Source organism: Bradyrhizobium sp. WSM1743, assembly GCF_000473065.1.
GTDB lineage: Bacteria > Pseudomonadota > Alphaproteobacteria > Rhizobiales > Xanthobacteraceae > Bradyrhizobium.
The window spans coordinates 178030-196341 of record NZ_AXAZ01000003.1; the positions used below are offsets into that span (position 1 = coordinate 178030).

The window sequence follows — 18312 nt, forward strand, 5'->3', positions numbered from 1 at the left end:
GACGGCCATGGCCACGGAGATTGCGGCAAACAGCCTGTTCCGTGGCCCCGACTGCGGCATCAGCGACAATGTCGTGCTGCGGCACGACGGGGGCGTTATCACCGATATCTCGGAAGGAGCGAGGCCGGGGCCGCGCTCTTTCGTTATCCCGGCCTTCGTCAACGCCCATGACCACGCCCGCGCCACGGCATCGTCGTTCGGCGCGGTCGGCATGCCCCTGGAAAGCTGGATCCTGCGCACCGCGCTGGGCACGCCAGTCGATCCCTATCTGACCGCGGCCTCTGCGTTGGCCCGTTCCGCCAAGGCTGGCTGCGCGGCGATGATGGTCCACTACACGCGCCCGAGCGGGACGATGCCGTTGGTCGACGAGGCCAAGGCGATCGCGAAGGCTGCGTCCGACGTCGGCATCCGCATCGCATTTGCGATGGCTGTGCGTGACCAGAATCCGATCGTCTACGGTGATGCCAAGCCGGTGCTGGCAGGCCTTGCCAGCAATGATCGCAAGACCATCGAAGACCTGTTCGTACGCGCGCCGATGTCGCCCGATGCGTATATCGAGCTGACCGACGCCGTTGCCGCCGCCATCGCCGGCCCAATGGTGGACGTGCAACTCGGGCCTGCCGGCGTGCAATGGTGCTCGAAGCCGCTGCTGGAGGCGGTGGCGGAGAACTCCGCGCGGACCGGCCGCCGCATTCACATGCATATATTGGAAACAGCGTACCAGCGCGCCTGGGCCGACCAGCACTTTCCGAACATGGTGCGCTGGCTGCGCGATATCGGCTTCCTATCGGAGCGGCTGACGCTCGCGCACGGCATCCACGCCCGCCCGGAAGAGCTGGAGATGATCGCGGCCTCCGGCGCACGCATCGTCACCAATTTCAGCTCGAATATGCACCTGCGCTCCGGCCTCGCCCCGATCGCCGCCGCGCACAAATGCGGCTGTGCCATCGCTGTCGGCGTCGACGGGCTGGCGCTTGACGAGGATGACGACATCCTGCGCGAGATGCGGCTGGTGCAGATGATCCATGGCGGCCTCGGCTTCAAGGCGACATGGACGCCCGCCGAGCTATTCGCGCTCGCCATCCGCAACGGACGCCGCGCCACCGGCGCGCCGGGGAGCGGGGAGCTCGTCGCTGGCAATCCGGCCGACTACGTCGTGATCGATCTCGACCGACTGGATCGAGACCAGATCATGCCGGTCGATCCCATGGCGCTGCTGTTCGCGCGCGGCAATGCGTCCCTGGTGAAGGAGGTCGTCGTCGCCGGCAAGACCATCGCGCGGGACGGGGTCTGCGTGGGCGTCGATCTGCCGGGCGTCGAACAGGAGTTGCGGGCCATGTACCGCGCCAATTTCGGCAAGCTCGAAGGCTTCCAGCGGATGTGGCAGCCCCTGTCGGAACGACTGGAGGACTGGTTCGAGCAGCAGCTGACCTGTCAATGAGGCGCCCGTCCTCGACCCGGATGTATATAAATAGTCGATAGCTGGTAAGCCCTGCCTCGTCTGGCGCCCGATGCATCTATGCGCTATCAGCTCCGCGATTGCGTCTCGACACCAGTCGATGACCCCCTTGAGGAGCTCTCCGATGCGTCTTCCCACCATTCTTCTGGCCGTGAGCTGTCTTGCCGCCGCTGCCTCAGCCGAAGACCTCACGGGCACGCTCCAGAAGGTGAAGGAGACCAGGAAGATCACGCTGGGCTATCAGGAGGCCTCGGTCCCGTTCAGCTATCTCGACGGCAACCAGAAGCCGGTCGGCTTTGCCATGGACATCTGCCTCAGGATCGTCGACGCCGTGAAGAAGCAGCTCAACATGCCCGACATCGCCGTCGATTATCTCGCCGTGACCTCGTCGAACCGGATCCCCTTGATGGTCAACGGCACGCTCGACCTGCATTGCTCGGCGACCACCAACAATGCCGACCGTCAGAAGCAGGTCGCCTTCACCAACACGCATTTCCTCAGTGCGACGCGGTTCGCGGCCAAGAAGGCCGCAAAAATCAACACCATCGACGATCTCAAGGGCAAGGCGGTCACGGCGGTCGCCGGCTCGGTCAACCTGACGCAGCTCGCCAAGGTCAACACCGACCGCAACCTCGGCATCAACATCATGCCGGCCAAGGACCAGGCCGAGGCCTTCCTGTTGCTGGAGACCGACCGTGCCCAGGCCTATGCACTGGACGACGTCCAGCTCGCGGTCGCGATCGCGCGCTCGAAGGAGCCGCAAGCGTTCATGATCAGCGAGGAGGCGTTCTCCAAACCAGAGCCTTACGGCATCATGCTGCGACGAGAGGATGCGCCATTCAAGGCGCTCGCCGATCGCGCAACCGCGGAGCTTTATGCCAGCCCCGAGATCGAGGTACTCTACAAGAAGTGGCTGCAATCGCCGACACCGCCGAACGGCCTCAACTACAACGTCCCGATGTCATCAGCCTTGCGCAACGCCTTCAAGAAGCCGAGCTCGAGCGCCGATCCTGATGTGTATGTGGTGAACTGAGAAGAGGGCGCGTCGCAGTTAGTCTGGATGTGACTGTGCCCTCTCCCTTAGGGAAGAGGGCGGCTTCAGCCCCTCGACGACGGCATGGATCTCACGCGATCTTATAGCCCCTGAATCTTTCGCGCAGCGCCGATTTCAGCACCTTGCCGGTGCCGGTCATCGGGAATTCGTCCAGGAATTCGACGGCGTCCGGGATCCACCAGCTCGCGATCTTCGGACGCATGTGGTCGAGCAGCGTCTTGCCATCGACGGTCGCGCCCTTCTTGCGGACGACGAGGAGCAGGGGGCGCTCCTGCCATTTCTCGTGGCTGATCGCGACCACAGCCGCTTGCAGCACGTCGGGATGGGACAGCGCGATGTCCTCGAGCTGGATCGAGGAGATCCACTCGCCGCCGGACTTGATCACGTCCTTGGAACGGTCGGTCAGCGTGACGTGGCCTTGACCGTCGATCAGGGCCATGTCGCCAGTGATCAGCCAGCCGTCGCGGTCGAGGCCCTCGTCCAACTTCATGTAGCCGGAGGCGACCCAGGGGCCACGGGCGCGCAGATGACCGACGGTCTTGCCGTCCCGCGGCAGCTCAACGCCGGCGTCGTCGACAATACGCAAAGCGGTGCCGAAACAGGCGCGGCCCGAGACTTGGCGCCGATCGAACTTCTCCTTCTCGCTGAGGTGTTCCGAGCCGGGCCGCAAGCCGGGCATCGAGCAGCCCAAGGCCTCGGTCATGCCCCAGGCCTGGATATAGTCGATGCCATACTCCCGCTTGAGCTTCTCGACCATCGCGCGCGGCGGCGCCGAGCCCGATGACAGCGTCGCGCGGAGCGTCGAGAATTTGTTGCCGGTGCGGCCGAGCCAGTCGAGCAGGATCAGCCAGAAGCTCGGCACGCCCGCCGACAGCGTCACCTTCTCGCCCTCGAGCAGCTCGTACAGCTTGTCGGGCTCGTAGTTGCGGCCCGGCAGCACCAGCTTGGAGCCGGTGTAGGGCGCGGTGAACGGCATGTTCCAACCGTTGCCGTGGAACAGCGGCGCCATCGGCATCATCACCTCGCGCACGCCTTCGCCGTGGCCCGGCAGGAAGTCGAAACTGCAGCACGTCATGGTCTGCAGGATCGCGGCGCGGTGCGAGTAGATCACGCCCTTGGGATTGCCCGTCGTGCCCGAGGTGTAGCAGATCGTCGAGGCGGACTTCTCGTCGAACTCGGGCCAGGCAAAGCCGGCATCGTTCTCCTTCTCCAGAAGCTCTTCGTAACAATGCACGCTTGCGAGCTTCGTCTCGGGCATCCGCTCGCGCGAGGACATCACGACATAGGCCTCGATCGTCTTGAGCTGCGGCGCGATCGCCTCGACGATCGGCAGCGTGGCACGGTCGATGAACAGCAGGCGATCCTCGGCGTGGTTGATGATGTAGACCAGCTGCTCGGGGAACAGCCGCGGGTTGATGGTGTGCAGCACATAGCTCATGCCCGGCGCGGCGTAGAACATCTCGAAATGGCGGTGGGTATTCCAGGCCAGCGTGCCGACGCGGTCGCCGGGATTCATGCCGAGCCGCTTCAACGCGAGCGCCATGCGCTTGATGCGCGGATGCGCGTCCGCGTAGGTGTAGCGATGGATGTCACCCTCGATCTCGCGCGCGACGATCTCGGCCTCGCCGTGATAGTCGGCCGCATACTGGATCAAGCCGCTGATCAGAAGCGGCATGTCCATCATCAATCCCTGCATGGTCTCCTCCGAATGCCGCGTCGTTGCGTGGCGTAGGCTTATGATTTGCGCGGAAGGTTAGCGGAACGTCACGCGGCGTTCACGCAAAAAACAGCGAGCGTGATTGCACGCAGCGCTTTTTCAGAGCTAACGTGATGTCAGCTGCCGGCGAAGCAGCGTTCGCGGTGGAGGAGATGGATGTCAGCGGAAAGACACAAGACCGGCACAACCGGCGCATCTACGGTCGATGTTTCCGCTCTCCGTGCCCGCTATCGCGACGAGCGCGATCGTCGTCTGCGCGCCGAGGGCAAGACGCAATATGTCGAGGTCACAGGCGAGTTCAGCCGCTATCTCGACGACCCCTGGGCCGATCCCGGATTTGCGCGCGCAGCTGTCAGCGAAGCGACCGAAGTGCTCATCGTCGGGGGCGGCTTCGGCGGTCTGTTGTGTGGCGCGCGGTTGCGCGAGGCCGGCATCGCGGATTTTCGTATCGTGGAAAAGGCCTCCGATTTCGGCGGCACCTGGTACTGGAATCGTTATCCCGGTGCCGCCTGCGATACCGAGAGCTATATCTATCTGCCGCTCCTGGAAGAAACCGGCTACATGCCGGTGCGCAAATACGCCCGGGCGCCGGAGATCTACCAGCACTCGCGCCGCATCGGCCGTCATTTCGGGCTCTATGAGCGCGCGCTGTTTCAGACCGTCATCTCGCGGATGACATGGCAGGAGCAGGAAGCACGTTGGCTGGTCGAGACCGATCGGGGCGACCGCATCCGTGCACGATTCGTCATTCTTGCCGGAGGTCCGCTGAGCCGTCCGAAGCTGCCGGGCATTCCCGGCATCGAGACGTTCAAAGGCCACAGCTTTCATACCAGTCGCTGGGACTACGGCTACACCGGCGGCAATGCGGATGGTGGTCTGACCGGTCTCGCCGACAAGCGCGTCGGCATCATCGGTACCGGCGCCACCGCCGTGCAATGCGTGCCGCATCTCGGCCGTTCGGCGAAGGAGCTCTATGTCTTCCAGCGCACGCCGTCCGCGATCGGCGTTCGCGGCGACCGGCCAACGGATCCGGCCTGGGCGCAGAGCCTCAAGCCTGGCTGGCAGCGCGAACGCATGGACAATTTTACGTCGGTGATTTCAGGCGAGCCGTTCGAACAGGATCTGGTGCAGGACGGCTGGACCGGCCTGCTCGGCGAGATCCTGCTGGCGCCGCGCCGCCAGAAGCAGCCGGTGACCTCGTTGGAGGAGGCGCTGAAGGTGATCGAGCAGGCCGACTACCGCAAGATGGAGGAGATCCGCGCCCGCGTCGACGCGGTGGTCAAGGACGAGGCGACCGCGGCTGCGCTCAAGCCCTGGTACAAGGCGTTCTGCAAGCGACCGTGCTTTCACGACGAATATCTCGATACCTTCAATCGTCCCAACGTGCATCTCGTCGATACCAAGGGGCAGGGCGTCGAACGCATCACCGAGAATGCCGTCGTCGTCGACGGCAAGGCCTACGAGCTCGACTGCCTGATTTATGCCAGCGGTTTTGAGGTCGGCACCGATTACGCGCGCCGCATGGGCTTCGAGGTCTATGGCCGCGACGGCACGAGCCTGTCCGAGCGCTGGCAGGGCGGCGTCATGACGCTGCACGGCTTCTACAGCCGCGGCTTCCCGAACTGCTTCCTGATCGTCACGGTGCAAGCCGGCCAGAGCGCCAACTTCCCGCACATCATCGACGAGGAGTCGCAGCATATCGCCTATGTCATCAAGGAGGCCCGCGAGCGCAAGGCGCGCACCCTGGAGCCGACGCTCGTTGCGGAGACCGCCTGGGTCGACGAGGTCGTCAAGGCGGCACTCGGCCGGCAGACCTATCTCGCCGAATGTACGCCGGGCTACTACAACAACGAAGGCGTATTCGATCCGATCGCGGCAAGAAACAGCCAATATTGGCGCGGGCCGGTGGCATTCCTGCGGCTGCTCGACAAATGGCGCAAGGAAGGCAATCTGGAAGGCCTTGAATTGTCCTATGATCAGGCCATGGAGTCGGCGCGTTCCACCGGGTAAGATTGCGCTGCCGAACGGTACAGGACAGGAGAGCTTGGGTATGATCAGGGGCAGGGCTGTTGCGGGAGCGGTTTTGGGCGCAATGACGCTGCTCGGCTGCCTGGCACCCTCCGCCGAGGCCGCGCAATGCGGCAGCTCGCCGGCCGGCTTCGAGGCCTGGAAGCGTGAGTTCAGCGCGGAGGCGCAGGGCAAGGGCATCGGCCCCACCGCACTGTCGGCGCTGATGCAGACCAATTACGCCAGCGCCACCATCGCGGCCGACCGCGGCCAGCGCAGCTTTTCGCTGACGCTCGACCAGTTCCTGGCCAAGCGCGGCGCCACCACCATCGTCGCCAAGGGCCGGCAGCTCAAGCAGTCGCAGGCCGCCTTGTTCGCCTCGATCCAGCAGCGCTATGGCGTCCCGCCCGGGCCGTTGATCGCGATCTGGGGCATGGAGACCGGCTTCGGCAGTCAGCGCGGCAACCAGAATATGCTGTCGTCGATCGCGACCCTCGCGTATGATTGCCGCCGTCCCGAATTCTTTACCGACCAGCTCTATGCCGCCTTGAAGCTGATCGACCGCGGCACGCTGTCGGGATCGACCCGAGGCTCCATGCATGGCGAGGTCGGCCAGACCCAGTTCATGCCCAAGAACATTTTGGCCTACGGCACCGGCAATCTCGAAGTTGCTGCGAATGCGCTAAACTCGACGGCGAATTTCCTCAAAGCCCATGGCTGGCGCGCGGGAGCCGGATACCAGCCGAGCGAGCCGAATTTCGCCGCCATCGAGGCTTGGAATGCCGCAGGCGTCTATCAGAAGGCAATCGCGCTGATGGGCCGGCAGATCGACGAGGGCGGGGCCGCCGCGGCCTCGCGCTAGAGCATGATCCGGACCCGAAGGCCGCGCCAGCGAAAAGTGTGCAGCGGTTTTTCGGGAAAGATCATGCTTAAACAATAGCCTAAAGCGCGATGACGATCTCATCGCGCTTGCGGCTGCTCAGCAAGGCGTGATGCGCCGGCGCGAGAAAGTTGTTGCCATCGGGAACCGACGGCATGAGGTTTGCTTTGATCAAGTTCAGGGCTGGGCATGAGGAGACTCAACATGGCTACCCAGATCGTGATGGACCAGACGGGCGATACGCGCCACGAGTTTGATCCTGGCAATGCCGAAGCGCTGGCGCGAGCCGAACGGCGCTTTCGGGAGCTGACCGGAGCCGGCTTTACCGCGGCTCTTCGAACCGGGCCCGGCGAAGTCACCCGCATCAGATCGTTCGATCCGACCGCGCAGGAAACGCTGTTCTTTCCCCGCCTGGTCGGCGGCTGATCTGAGCCGCTCATGATCGCGGCAGTTTGGCTCCGCGCACCGGCGCGTGCGCGTCTGCATGCGCTGCGTGAACTCTATCGCCGCTTCTTCGGCGAGAACACGCCGGATGCCCGCGGCCGCCGGCTTCTGGCCGAATGGCTGACGCCGGCGCAGCGCGCGCAGTTCGAGCAGCACCGGTATTTCGACGTCGTCGGCAGCGACACCGGCAGGACGTATCGCATCCACTACGGCACGGCCGCCAACGTCCACGAGATCGACGATGAAGGCCACGCGACGATGGGGTGGTGCTTCGTCCCGTCAGGCTTCCTGGTGCCGGGCGACGTGATGCTGGCGCAAAAGATCGCGCTCGAGACCGACGAAAGGGGAGCGCTTGCGCTCGCCAACCGGTTTCCGCCGGCCACGCATTCCGAGCACTTCTACCGGCGGCCTTTCTAGGCCGGGAAGGGCAAGGCAGTCAGGAGTGCGTGGTGCGGTAGGCGTCCAACGCATGCGCCGCGAAGACGCCGATGCTGCAAAGGGCGAGCAGGGCTGAGATCAGCTCAATCATAGCTCGTCCTCCCGCAGCGGCAGGGCAACGAGGTTTTGGCAGCAGGAATAGTCGTAGATCAGGTCGAGAATGAACTGCATGGTGGCCGTCCCTTTATTTATTTTGACAACCACTTAACTGGCCATCTGTTTCAGGCGTGTTTCGTCGCACCGGGAAAGGGGTTTCGCGCGGAACCCTGTGCTGGTTTGTGCGCTGCCGGCCCGCTATATCCCGCTATCGCTCAAGCCGTTTAAGCCGTCTCCCCGGGAGCGGCGCATTATATTGCGAGGCAGAATCATGGCGCAGGTCGAGTGGTTCGATGATCTCACCGTCGGAATGCGGTTCAAGTCCCCCGAAGTTCTGGTCACCGAGGCCGACATCAAGCGCTTCGCCGCCGAGTTCGATCCGCAGCCGATGCATCTCGATCACGAGGCCGCCAAGACGACCCTGTTCAAGGGGCTTGCCGCCTCGGGATGGCACACCGCCGCGATCGCCATGAACCTTGCGATCCAGACCCGCCCGTTCGGCCCGCATCCGCTGATTGGCGCCGGGGTCGATGGCCTGCGCTGGACGATGCCGGTGCGGCCCAACGACCGCCTGCATCTGGTCGGCGAGGTCATGAGCCTGACGCCGTCCAAGTCGAAGCCGCAGGGTGTCGCGCTGGTGAAATGGACCATGTTCAACCAGAACGGCGAGGAAGTTTACACCTTTACTCCCATCGCCATCGTGCCGCGGCGGGACTCGCGTTGATTCATTCGGCAGGCCCCTGAACCGGCGCCGCGCTGATGTCGCTGCCGTGATGCGTCAGCGGCTTCATGCCGGTGACGGTTCTGAGCAGCACATAGAACACCGGTGTCAGGAACAGGCCGAACACCGTGACGCCGATCATGCCGGAGAACACGGCGACGCCCATGGCCCGCCGCATCTCCGAGCCGGCACCGGTCGAGAGCACCAGCGGCAGCACGCCCATGATGAACGCCATCGACGTCATCAGGATCGGACGCAGCCGCAAGCGGCTCGCCTCGATCGCGGCGCGGATCGGCGTGCGGCCTGCGAATTCGAGCTCGCGCGCGAATTCGACGATCAGGATCGCGTTCTTGGCGGACAGCCCGACGAGCACGATGAGGCCGATCTGGGTGAAGACATTGTTGTCGCCCTTGGAGATCCAGACGCCGAACATCGCAGCGAGCAACCCCATCGGCACGATCATGATGATCGAGAGCGGCAGGGTCAGGCTCTCATAGAGCGCGGCCAGCACCAGGAACACCAGCAAGATCGCCAGCGGAAACACCCAGATGCCGGAATTGCCGGCGATGAACTCCTGATAGGTCAGGTCGGTCCATTCGAAGGCAAAGCCGGGCGGCAGCACCTCCGCCGCGATCCGCGTCGCCGCCTCCTGCGCCTGGCCCGAGGAGAAGCCTGGCGCAGCCGCGGCGTTGATGTCGGATGACAGGAAGCCGTTGTAGCGGATGGCGCGCTCGGGCCCCGCGCTCTGGCGGATATTGAGCAGCGCCGACAGCGGCACCATGTCGCCCGAGGACGAGCGCACTTTCAATTGCCTGATGTCGTCGGCGCGAGCGCGGAACGGCGCGTCAGCCTGGACTCGGACGGAGTAGGTGCGGCCGAACTTGTTGAAGTCGTTGACGTAGTACGAGCCGAGGTAAATCTGCAGCGTGTTGAACACCTCCGTCACGGGCACGCCCAGCTGAAGCGCCTTGGTGCGGTCGATGTCGGCGAAGAGCTGGGGCACGTTGACCTGGAAGCTCGAGAACACACCGGCGATCTCAGGCGCTTTCTGCATCGCCGCCATGAATGCTTTTGTCGCCTCGTTCAGCGCGTCATAACCGAGGCCGGCGCGGTCCTCGATCTGCAGCTTGAAGCCGCCGATGGTGCCGAGGCCGTTGACCGGCGGCGGCGGGAACATGGCGATGAAGGCCTCCTGGATGCCGGCATATTTCTTGTTCAGCTCGGCCGCGATCGCGGGCCCGCTGAGCGCGGCATCCTTGCGCTCGTCAAACGGTTTCAACGTCGAGAACACGATGCCGGCATTGGATGAATTGGTGAAGCCGGAGATCGACAAACCCGGGAAGGCGACCGAGCTCTCGACACCGGGCTGGGTCAGCGCGATGTCGCTCATGTTGCGGATCACCTCTTCGCTGCGATCGAGTGTGGCACCATCGGGCAGGCGGGCGAAGCCGACCAGATATTGCTTGTCCTGTCCCGGCACGAAGCCGCTCGGCACCTGCTGGAACAGCAGGGCAGTGAGGCCGACCAGCACCACATAGAGGCCCATCACCGCGGCCTTGCCCGAGATCACCTTGGTGACGGTGCCGCTGTAACTCTCCGAGGAGTAGGTGAACGCCCGATTGAAGCGGCGGAAGAACCAGCCAAGGCTCTTCTCCATGACGATCGTCAGCTTGTCCTTCGGCTCGTTGTATCCCTTGAGCAGCAGCGCCGACAGGGCCGGCGACAGCGTCAGCGAGTTGATGGCGGAGATGACCGTCGAGATCGCGATCGTCAGCGCGAACTGCTTGTAGAACTGCCCGGTGAGGCCGGAGATGAAGGCGAGGGGGACGAACACCGCGATCAGCACCAGCGCAATCGCGATGATCGGGCCCGACACTTCGCGCATGGCCTGATAGGTGGCATCGCGCGGCGACAGCCCGGCCTCGATATTGCGCTCGACGTTCTCGACCACGACGATGGCGTCGTCGACGACGATGCCGATGGCGAGCACCAGGCCAAACAGGCTGAGCGCATTGATGGAGAAGCCGAACACGTGCATCACCGCAAACGTGCCGACGATCGACACGGGCACGGCGAGCAGCGGAATGATCGAGGCCCGCCAGGTCTGCAGGAATAGGATCACGACCAGCACGACCAGCGCGATCGCTTCCAGCAGCGTGTGGATGACGGCTTCGATCGAGGAGCGTACGAATTGGGTGGGGTCGTAGACGATCTGGTAGGACACGCCCTCCGGCATGTTCTTCTTGATCTCGGCCATCGTGGCGCGGACGTTGTCGGAGATCTGCAGCGCGTTGGAGCCCGGCGCCTGGAAGATCGGGATCGCCACTGCCTGCTTGTTGTCCAGCAGCGAGCGCAGGCCGTATTCCGAGGCGCCGAGCTCGATGCGTGCGACGTCACGCAGCCGCACCACTTCGCCGCGCCCGCCCGTCTTGACCACGATGTCGGCGAACTGCTCCTCGTTCGCAAGCCGTCCCTCTGCATTGACCGAGAGCTGGAGATCGATGCCCTTCACGTTCGGGGAGGAGCCGACGACGCCGGCGGCGGCCTCGACGTTCTGCGCCTGGATCGCCCTCACGATATCGCTCGCGGTCAGGCCGTGCTCGGCGGCCTTCTGCGGATCGACCCAGACCCGCATCGAATAGTCGCCGGCGCCATAGAGCTGGACGTCGCCGACGCCGTCGATCCGCGCCAGGCGATCCTTGACGTTGAGCACGGCATAGTTGCGCAAATACGTCATGTCGTAGCGGCCGTTCGGCGACAAGAGATGCACGACCATGGTGAGGTCGGGCGACGACTTCTTGGTGATGATGCCGAGCTGGCGCACCACGGCGGGCAGGCGCGGCTCGGCCTGCTGCACGCGGTTCTGCACCAGCTGCGTCGCCTTGTCGGGGTCGGTGCCGAGCCGGAACGTCACCGTCAGCGTCATGGCGCCGTCGGTGGTCGCCTGGCTCGACATGTAGAGCATGTTCTCGACGCCGTTGATCTGCTCTTCGATCGGGGTTGCCACCGTTTCGGCAATCACCTTGGGGTTGGCGCCGGGATAGGTCGCGCGCACAACGACTGAGGGCGGCACGACGTCGGGGTATTCCGAGATCGGCATCGCGAACAGCGAAATCAGGCCGGCGAGGAAGATCAGGACCGACAGCACGCCGGCGAAAATCGGACGATCGATGAAGAATTTTGAGAGATTCATGACTTTGCCCCTGGGCAATATCCTGCGGTTCTCCGACAGCTCTCCCGTCATTCCGGGGCGCGCGCAACGCGCGCGAACCCGGAATCCAGAGGTGAAGTGATCAGAGTCGGTAACTTCGAGATTCCGGGTTCGCGACTTCGTCGCGCCCCGGAATGACCTGATTTAACGTTGCACCACGTCCTGGTTGCTGTGGTTGGAAGCTTGCTGCCCACGCGCACCCATCGCTGCCACCTCCGTCTTGAGGAGGCCACCGGGACGCACGCGCTGCAGACCGTTGACGACGATGCGGTCGCCGGACTTCAGGCCCGCGGTGACGATGCGAAGCCCGTCGACGGCGCCACCGAGGGTAACCGGCCGGTAGACCGCGCGGCTGTCGTCGCTGACCGCCATCACGAACTTCTTGTCCTGGTCGGTGCCGATCGCGCGCTCATCGATCATCACCAGCGCCTGTTGCTTCGGCTGGCCCATGCGCACGCGGGCGAACTGGCCGGGGATGAGACGCCCGTCCTCGTTCTTGAATACCGCGCGAACGCGGATCGTGCCGCTCTGGCCGTTAACCTGGTTGTCGATGAGCTGGATGTGGCCCTTGGCCGAGAGGCCGCCCGAGGTCGTCATCTCGACCGGAATCTGGTCGAGCTTGCCACGTTGGCCGGTGCTATCTGCGATCGAGTTCAGCGCGCGCAGCACAACCTCTTCGTCCGCATCGAACGAGGCATAGATCGGATTGACCGAGACCAGCGAGGTCAATACCGGGGACGCGGTGCCGGCGGCGACGAGATTGCCGACGGTGACCTCGATCTTGCCGACGCGGCCGTACACGGGCGCGCGCACCTCGGTGTAGTCGAGATTGAGCTTTGCGGTCTGGAGCGTCGCCTCGGCCGCCTTGACGTTGGCGATAGCTTCACGATGGGCATTGTCGCGCTGGTCGTAGTCGCGCCGGGTGACCACGGCGTTGCCGACGAGCTGCGCGCCGCGCTCGAGCTCGCTCTGGGTGAAAACGACCCGGGCCTTCGCAGCCTCGAGCTGGGCCGCAGCCTTGTCGACCTCGGCCGCATAAGGGGCGGGATCAATCTTGAACAGCACGTCGCCGGCCTTCACCAGCGCGCCTTCGGTGAAGTTCGCCGACAGGATCGCACCCGCGACGCGCGGGCGGAGCTCGACGCGGTTGATGGCCTCGAGCCGGCCGGAGAAATCGTCCCACAGCACGGTCTGCCGCGGCTCGATCATCGCGACGGTGACGGAGACAGCCTGTTCAGCCGCGGCCGCCGGTGCGGTCGCTTGCGCCGCATGAAAATAGCGGCCGGTTGCAATCGAGCCGGCCGCAGCGAGGGCGCCCACGATGGCGACGCCACCCAGAAGGCGGCTGAAACGGCCGGTGCGGGAGGTATTTTGGGAGGGGTGCATTTGCGCGCTCCAGATATGTAGTGTTCACTACAGATGTGGAGCTGGATACCGCAGCGCAAGATACTTATGTACCGTTCACTAAGAAAATTGTAGCGGCATACCGCAAGAATTGGAAGACCCTGGGAAAGTAGAATTAGAACAAATAGTTAGGATTCGGCGCTAAGCCTCAGGCAGAACGCGAATTCCGAGGAGGTAGGTACATGGGCATGGGACGCCCCCGCGAATTCGACGCCGAAATGGCGTTGGATCAGGCGATGGAAGTGTTTTGGCGCCATGGCTATGAGGGCGCGACCATCGCCCAGCTCACCGAGGCCATGGGCATCAACCCGCCCAGCCTCTACGCCTGCTTCGGCAACAAGGAAGGCCTGCTGAAGGCCGCGCTCGACCGCTACACCAAGCTGCGCGGCGCCTGGATGGACGAGGTGGTGGCAGCGCCGACTGCCCGCGCCGTCGCCGAGCGGATGCTGATGGGCATCGCCGACAAGCAGACCGATCCCGCCAATCCGCCCGGCTGCCTGCTCGTGCAAGGCGGCATCGCCTGCGGCACCGGCTCCGAAAACGTCCCGTTCGAGCTGGCCGCCCGCCGCGCCCAGAACGAAGACCAGCTCCGCGAGCGTTTCGTCCGCGCCAAGGCGGAGGGCGATCTGAAGGAGAGTTCGGATCCTGCCGCACTCGCGCGCTACGTCTCGGCCGTGTCGGTCGGCATGGGCGTGATGGCGTCCTCCGGCGCGGACCGCGAAGCGCTGCGGCAGGTTGCGAGCGTCGCCGTGCAGGCGGTCGAGGCGCAGTCCGCCGGCAGAACGTAGTCAGCTTTTGTCATCGCGCGGATTGCGTTGAAGGCAGTATCGGCGGCGGGACGAAACCGCCGAATTCGCGCTCGATCAGCCCAGCCAGCGCGATCCTCGTGCGGTCCTCCAGATACGGCCCGATGATCTGGACGCCGATCGGCAGGCCTGACGGCGTGTGCTCGATTGGAACGACGGTTGCCGGCAATCCGCAGGTCGAGGCGGGGTCGGCCCAGATGAAGCACGCATCGGAATGGTTGTATAGCTTGCCATCGATGTCCAGCTGCCGCCTCAGCTGTCAGAATCCGTATCGCCACGTGACCTCCTAAGAGTTTCTACACACAGTTCTGGCACGCTCCGCGCGTCAAGCTCCGCAACCTGCATCGTCGCCTCTCATTGCGCGCACGAAAAGATGGGCCTGCGAACATCGAGGGGGCGTAAGCCATGACTGCACTTGCTTCGGACGCCCGTCGCGCCAAGGGTGGGATCGTGCCGATCCTGTTGTGTGTCGTGCCATTCAGCCAGCTTCCGCTCGATGCCTATACGCCCGGCCTGCCGCAGATGGTGGTGGATCTCGCCGCCGATGCGGCGTCGATGCAGAACACCGTCACCGCCTACATGCTCGGCATGAGTCTGGCACTGGTGCCCGTCGGCATCGCCTCCGACACGCTCGGCCGCCGCAACGTTCTGCTCGTAGGGCTGTCGGTGCTGATCGCGATGAGCATCGCCTGTGCATTCGCCACCAGCGCCTCGCTGCTGCTGGGCTTGCGTTTCCTGCAAGGCATCGGCGGCTGCACCTGTCTTGTCGTCGCCTATGCGGTCGCCGCTGATTGCTTTCGCGGCCGCGAGCTCACCGCGATCTCCGGCCTGTTAGGTGCGGCCTGGGGGCTTGCGCCAGTGCTGGCGCCGGCAGCCGGTGGCTTCATCGTCGAGCTGACGTCCTGGCGCGGTGTCTTCGTCGTCATCGCCATCGCCGCTGCGATCGTCGCCACGATCGTCGTATTCCTTCTGCCCGAAACATTGCCGGCCGAGCGGCGCGCGCCGTTCGATCCGCGCCGCACCGCCGGCATCTTGCGCGATGCGCTCGTGCGTCCGGGCTTCCTGGCCTTCGTGCTGGTCTTTGCTGCCGCGGCCAGCGCGCAACTGGCGTTCGGCGTGGTCGCGCCGTTCTTCTACCAGACCGGCCTCGGCTATTCGGCGGCCATCTACGGCCTCGTGGCGCTCGGCCTTGGCGGCGTCAATCTCGCCGGCGAACTCGGCTGCGCGCATTTCGCGCGCTTCATGCCGGCCCGCATGCTGGGCTTCGGCGCCTTCGCGCTGTTTCTTGCCGGTGCGGTGGTCCTGACCGCGACAGGCATGACCCTCGGCCTCGATGTCATGTCGATCACGATCGGCGGCGCGCTGGTGCTCGGCGGTTGCGGCGTGCTGTGCCCGATGATGTACGGCATGGCGCTCGGCCTGTTCGAGCGCGACCACGGCTTGATCGGCGGCCTCATCAGCGCGCTCTGTTATCTCGCGGTGAGCGGCGCCATGGCGGTCGCGGCGGTGCTGCCTGAAGCGACGCAGGCGCCAATAGGATGGCTCTATCTCGGCCTTTGTGCAGTCGCGGGCGCGCTGCTTGCGATCTCGCTGCCTTCGGCACGCCACGCCACACAGACTTAAGGAAGGAAAATTCTCATGACCACCGTTGGTATTCGCGGCACGTTCTTCGACTTCGTCGACGATCCCTGGAAGCATATCGGCAACGAGCAGGCGGCTGCGCGCTTCCACCACGATGGCCTTATGGTCGTCACTGACGGTGTGATCAAGGCGTTCGGCCCTTATGACAAGATCGCCGCCGCGTATCCGGGCGTCGAGATCACCCATATCAAGGACCGCATCATCGTCCCCGGCTTCATCGACGGCCACATCCATCTGCCGCAGACCCGCGTGCTGGGGGCCTATGGCGAGCAGCTCCTGCCGTGGCTGCAGAAGTGGGTCTATCCGGAAGAGCTCAAATACCGGGATCGCAACTACGCGCGCGATGGCGTGAAGCGTTTCCTCGACGCGCTGCTGGCGTCCGGCACCACCACCTGCCAGGCCTTCACCAGCTCCTCGCCGGTCTCGACCGAAGAGCTGTTCGAGGAGGCGAGCCGGCGCAACATGCGGGTCATCGCGGGCCTCACCGGCATCGATCGCAACGCGCCGGCCGATTTCATCGATACCCCCGAGAATTTCTACCGCGACAGCAAGCGGCTGATTGCGCAGTACCACAACAAGGGCCGCAACCTCTACGCCATCACGCCGCGCTTCGCCTTCGGCGCCTCGCCGGAATTGCTGAGAATGTGCCAGCGCCTCAAGCACGAGCATCCGGATTGCTGGGTCAACACCCACATTTCCGAGAACCCGGCCGAATGCAGCGGCGTTCTGGTCGAGCATCCGGACTGCCAGGACTATCTCGGTGTCTACGAGAAGTTCGACCTGGTCGGTCCAAAGTTCTCCGGCGGCCACGGCGTCTACCTCTCCAACAATGAGTTCCGCCGCATGTCGAAGAAGGGCGCGGCGGTGGTGTTCTGCCCGTGCTCGAACCTGTTCCTCGGCAGCGGCCTGTTCCGGCTCGGCCGCGCCACCGATCCTGAGCATCGCGTGAAGATGTCGTTCGGCACCGACGTCGGCGGCGGCAACCGCTTCTCGATGATCTCCGTGCTGGATGACGCCTACAAGGTCGGCATGTGCAACAACACGCTGCTCGACGGCAGCATCGATCCGGCGCGCAAGGACATCGCCGAGGCCGAGCGCAACAAGCTCTCGCCCTATCGCGGTTTCTGGTCGATCACGCTCGGCGGCGCCGAAGGCCTCTACATCGACGACAAGCTCGGCAACTTCGAGCCCGGCAAGGAGGCCGATTTCGTCGCACTCGATCCGAACGGCGGGCAGATCGCGCAAGCGTGGCACCAGTCGCTGATCGCCGACGGCGCCGGCCCGCGCACGATGGACGAGGCCGCGAGCATGCTATTTGCCGTCATGATGGTCGGCGACGACCGCTGCGTCGATGAGACCTGGGTGATGGGCAAGCGTCTCTACAAGAAGGGTTGAGACGGCGGCTCATGAGCGCATCTCCTGACACAACCGGCCAGCCGGTCGCCCTCGTCATCCAGCGCCGCATCGCGGACGATGGCTTCGCCGCGTTCGCGCGATGGAACGGTGAGGTCGGCGAGGTGCTCAAGGCCTGGCCCGGCTTCCTCGGCCAGGAGGTGGTACCGCCACAGCCGCCCGCGCATGTGGACTGGGTGACGATCCTGCGCTTTGCGAGCCCGGCCGCCGCGCGGGCCTGGCTTCAGAGCGAGGTGTGGGCGAAGCTGATCGCGGACGTGCAGCGCTTCTTCGTCGGTTCGGAGGACGTTCACATCCTGCCCGACACCGGCGTCCAGCGCGACAGCGCGGTCTCGGCCGTCATCTCCTTCAAGGTCCCCGACGGGCTCGAGCATGCGTTCCTGAAATGGCAGCAGAGCATCCAGGCCGCCGAAGCCGAGTTCAAGGGCTTCCTGCGCCACAAGATCGAGCGACCGATTCCCGGCTTGCATGACGAGTGGATCATCATCCTGTCGTTCGACAACGATGCAAACCTCAATGCCTGGCTCGACTCGCCGTTGCGGCAGACGCTGCTCGAGGAGGGCGCGCGCTTCAACGCCGGGATGAATGTGAAGCGGGCGAGCTACGGCTTCAATTTCTGGTTCCCGACGGGGAAGACGCAGGCGCCGGAGCAAAGCGCGGGCCTGATCTGGAAGAGCAACCTGATCGTCCTCCTGGTGCTCTATCCCGTGGTGTACCTTTGGGGCTATTTCATCGGCAGGCCGCTGATCGACAGCCACGGCGTGCCGGTTTGGCTGTCGCTGTTCGTCGGCAATCTCGTCAGCACCCAGCTGCTTGGCTGGTGGCTCGTGCCAGCCGCCTTCAGGGCGCTCGACTGGTGGGTGACGCCGAAGGCGACGATCAGTCGCCAGATCGCGGGCTACGCGCTGCTTGCCGCGCTCTACGGCGCGTCGATGGCCCTGTACGCACTGCTGCTCGCGTGGCATTGGGGACGGTAAGGCCGTCCACCCTATTGTCGCGGAGAAGGGCGGTCGCTGGACAT

General features: G+C 64.5%; 14 protein-coding genes and 1 pseudogene. 11 read left to right on the forward strand and 4 right to left on the reverse strand.

Translation table 11 applies throughout. The features are described from left to right. The first annotated feature begins 7 nt into the window (after positions 1-7). Together YU9_RS0104690 and YU9_RS0104695 are read left to right on the forward strand one after the other, a co-directional pair. Positions 8-1441 carry an amidohydrolase family protein gene (locus YU9_RS0104690; RefSeq protein WP_027571726.1) on the forward strand — a complete coding sequence of 478 codons (1434 nt, stop codon included), beginning with the start codon at positions 8-10 and terminating at the stop codon, positions 1439-1441. Positions 1442-1583: 142 nt separating this feature from the next. Then, positions 1584-2492, forward strand: coding sequence for an amino acid ABC transporter substrate-binding protein (locus YU9_RS0104695; protein WP_027571727.1), 909 nt, complete (start codon positions 1584-1586; stop codon positions 2490-2492). A 91-nt stretch (positions 2493-2583) separates the two neighbouring features. On the opposite strand, the gene YU9_RS0104700 is transcribed toward YU9_RS0104695, so the two are convergent. After that, the gene (locus YU9_RS0104700) at positions 2584-4209 is read right to left on the reverse strand and encodes a long-chain fatty acid--CoA ligase (RefSeq protein WP_027571728.1); all 1626 of its coding nucleotides are present in this window, start codon (positions 4207-4209) and stop codon (positions 2584-2586) included. Between the two features lie 177 nt (positions 4210-4386). Between YU9_RS0104700 and YU9_RS0104705 the strand changes: the two genes are divergently transcribed. From YU9_RS0104705 to YU9_RS0104740, 5 genes are all read left to right on the forward strand, one after another. Then, positions 4387-6240, forward strand: a complete 1854-nt coding sequence (locus YU9_RS0104705) for an NAD(P)/FAD-dependent oxidoreductase (RefSeq protein ID WP_027571729.1) — start codon at positions 4387-4389, stop codon at positions 6238-6240. Positions 6241-6280: 40 nt separating this feature from the next. Beyond that, positions 6281-7099, forward strand: a complete 819-nt coding sequence (locus YU9_RS0104710; RefSeq protein WP_027571730.1) for a lytic transglycosylase domain-containing protein — start codon at positions 6281-6283, stop codon at positions 7097-7099. Between the two features lie 222 nt (positions 7100-7321). Continuing rightward, positions 7322-7543 carry a hypothetical protein gene (locus tag YU9_RS0104720; protein WP_027571731.1) on the forward strand — a complete coding sequence of 74 codons (222 nt, stop codon included), beginning with the start codon at positions 7322-7324 and terminating at the stop codon, positions 7541-7543. Positions 7544-7555: 12 nt separating this feature from the next. After that, a complete protein-coding gene (locus YU9_RS0104725; protein WP_027571732.1) occupies positions 7556-7978 on the forward strand; it encodes a hypothetical protein in 423 nt (140 codons plus the stop codon). A gap of 388 nt (positions 7979-8366) precedes the next feature. Continuing rightward, entirely contained in the window at positions 8367-8819 is a 453-nt protein-coding gene (locus YU9_RS0104740; RefSeq protein WP_027571733.1) for a MaoC family dehydratase, read from the forward strand. A gap of 1 nt (position 8820) precedes the next feature. On the opposite strand, the gene YU9_RS0104745 is transcribed toward YU9_RS0104740, so the two are convergent. Together YU9_RS0104745 and YU9_RS0104750 are read right to left on the reverse strand one after the other, a co-directional pair. Continuing rightward, a complete protein-coding gene (locus YU9_RS0104745) occupies positions 8821-12009 on the reverse strand; it encodes an efflux RND transporter permease subunit (protein WP_027571734.1) in 3189 nt (1062 codons plus the stop codon). A gap of 162 nt (positions 12010-12171) precedes the next feature. Beyond that, positions 12172-13413 carry an efflux RND transporter periplasmic adaptor subunit gene (locus YU9_RS0104750; RefSeq protein ID WP_027571735.1) on the reverse strand — a complete coding sequence of 414 codons (1242 nt, stop codon included), beginning with the start codon at positions 13411-13413 and terminating at the stop codon, positions 12172-12174. 200 nt (positions 13414-13613) lie between these two features. On the opposite strand from YU9_RS0104750, the gene YU9_RS0104755 reads away from it, so the two are divergent. Beyond that, positions 13614-14219, forward strand: coding sequence for a TetR/AcrR family transcriptional regulator (locus tag YU9_RS0104755; RefSeq protein ID WP_027571736.1), 606 nt, complete (start codon positions 13614-13616; stop codon positions 14217-14219). Between the two features lie 10 nt (positions 14220-14229). On the opposite strand, the pseudogene YU9_RS45445 reads toward YU9_RS0104755, so the two are convergent. Continuing rightward, positions 14230-14487 (reverse strand): annotated as a pseudogene (locus YU9_RS45445) (amidase family protein); the annotation flags it as partial. 155 nt (positions 14488-14642) lie between these two features. Here YU9_RS45445 and YU9_RS0104765 point away from each other — a divergent pair. From YU9_RS0104765 to YU9_RS0104775, 3 genes are read left to right on the forward strand one after another with little or no spacing between them, the layout of a single operon-like run. After that, positions 14643-15860, forward strand: coding sequence for a multidrug effflux MFS transporter (locus YU9_RS0104765; RefSeq protein WP_027571737.1), 1218 nt, complete (start codon positions 14643-14645; stop codon positions 15858-15860). 15 nt (positions 15861-15875) lie between these two features. Next, on the forward strand, positions 15876-17273 hold the full coding sequence (gene guaD / locus YU9_RS0104770) for a guanine deaminase (RefSeq protein ID WP_027571738.1): 1398 nt from the start codon (positions 15876-15878) through the stop codon (positions 17271-17273). An 11-nt stretch (positions 17274-17284) separates the two neighbouring features. Then, positions 17285-18268 (forward strand): antibiotic biosynthesis monooxygenase, encoded by a 984-nt coding sequence (locus YU9_RS0104775; RefSeq protein WP_027571739.1) that lies wholly within the window; start codon positions 17285-17287, stop codon positions 18266-18268. The last annotated feature ends 44 nt before the right edge of the window (positions 18269-18312 follow it).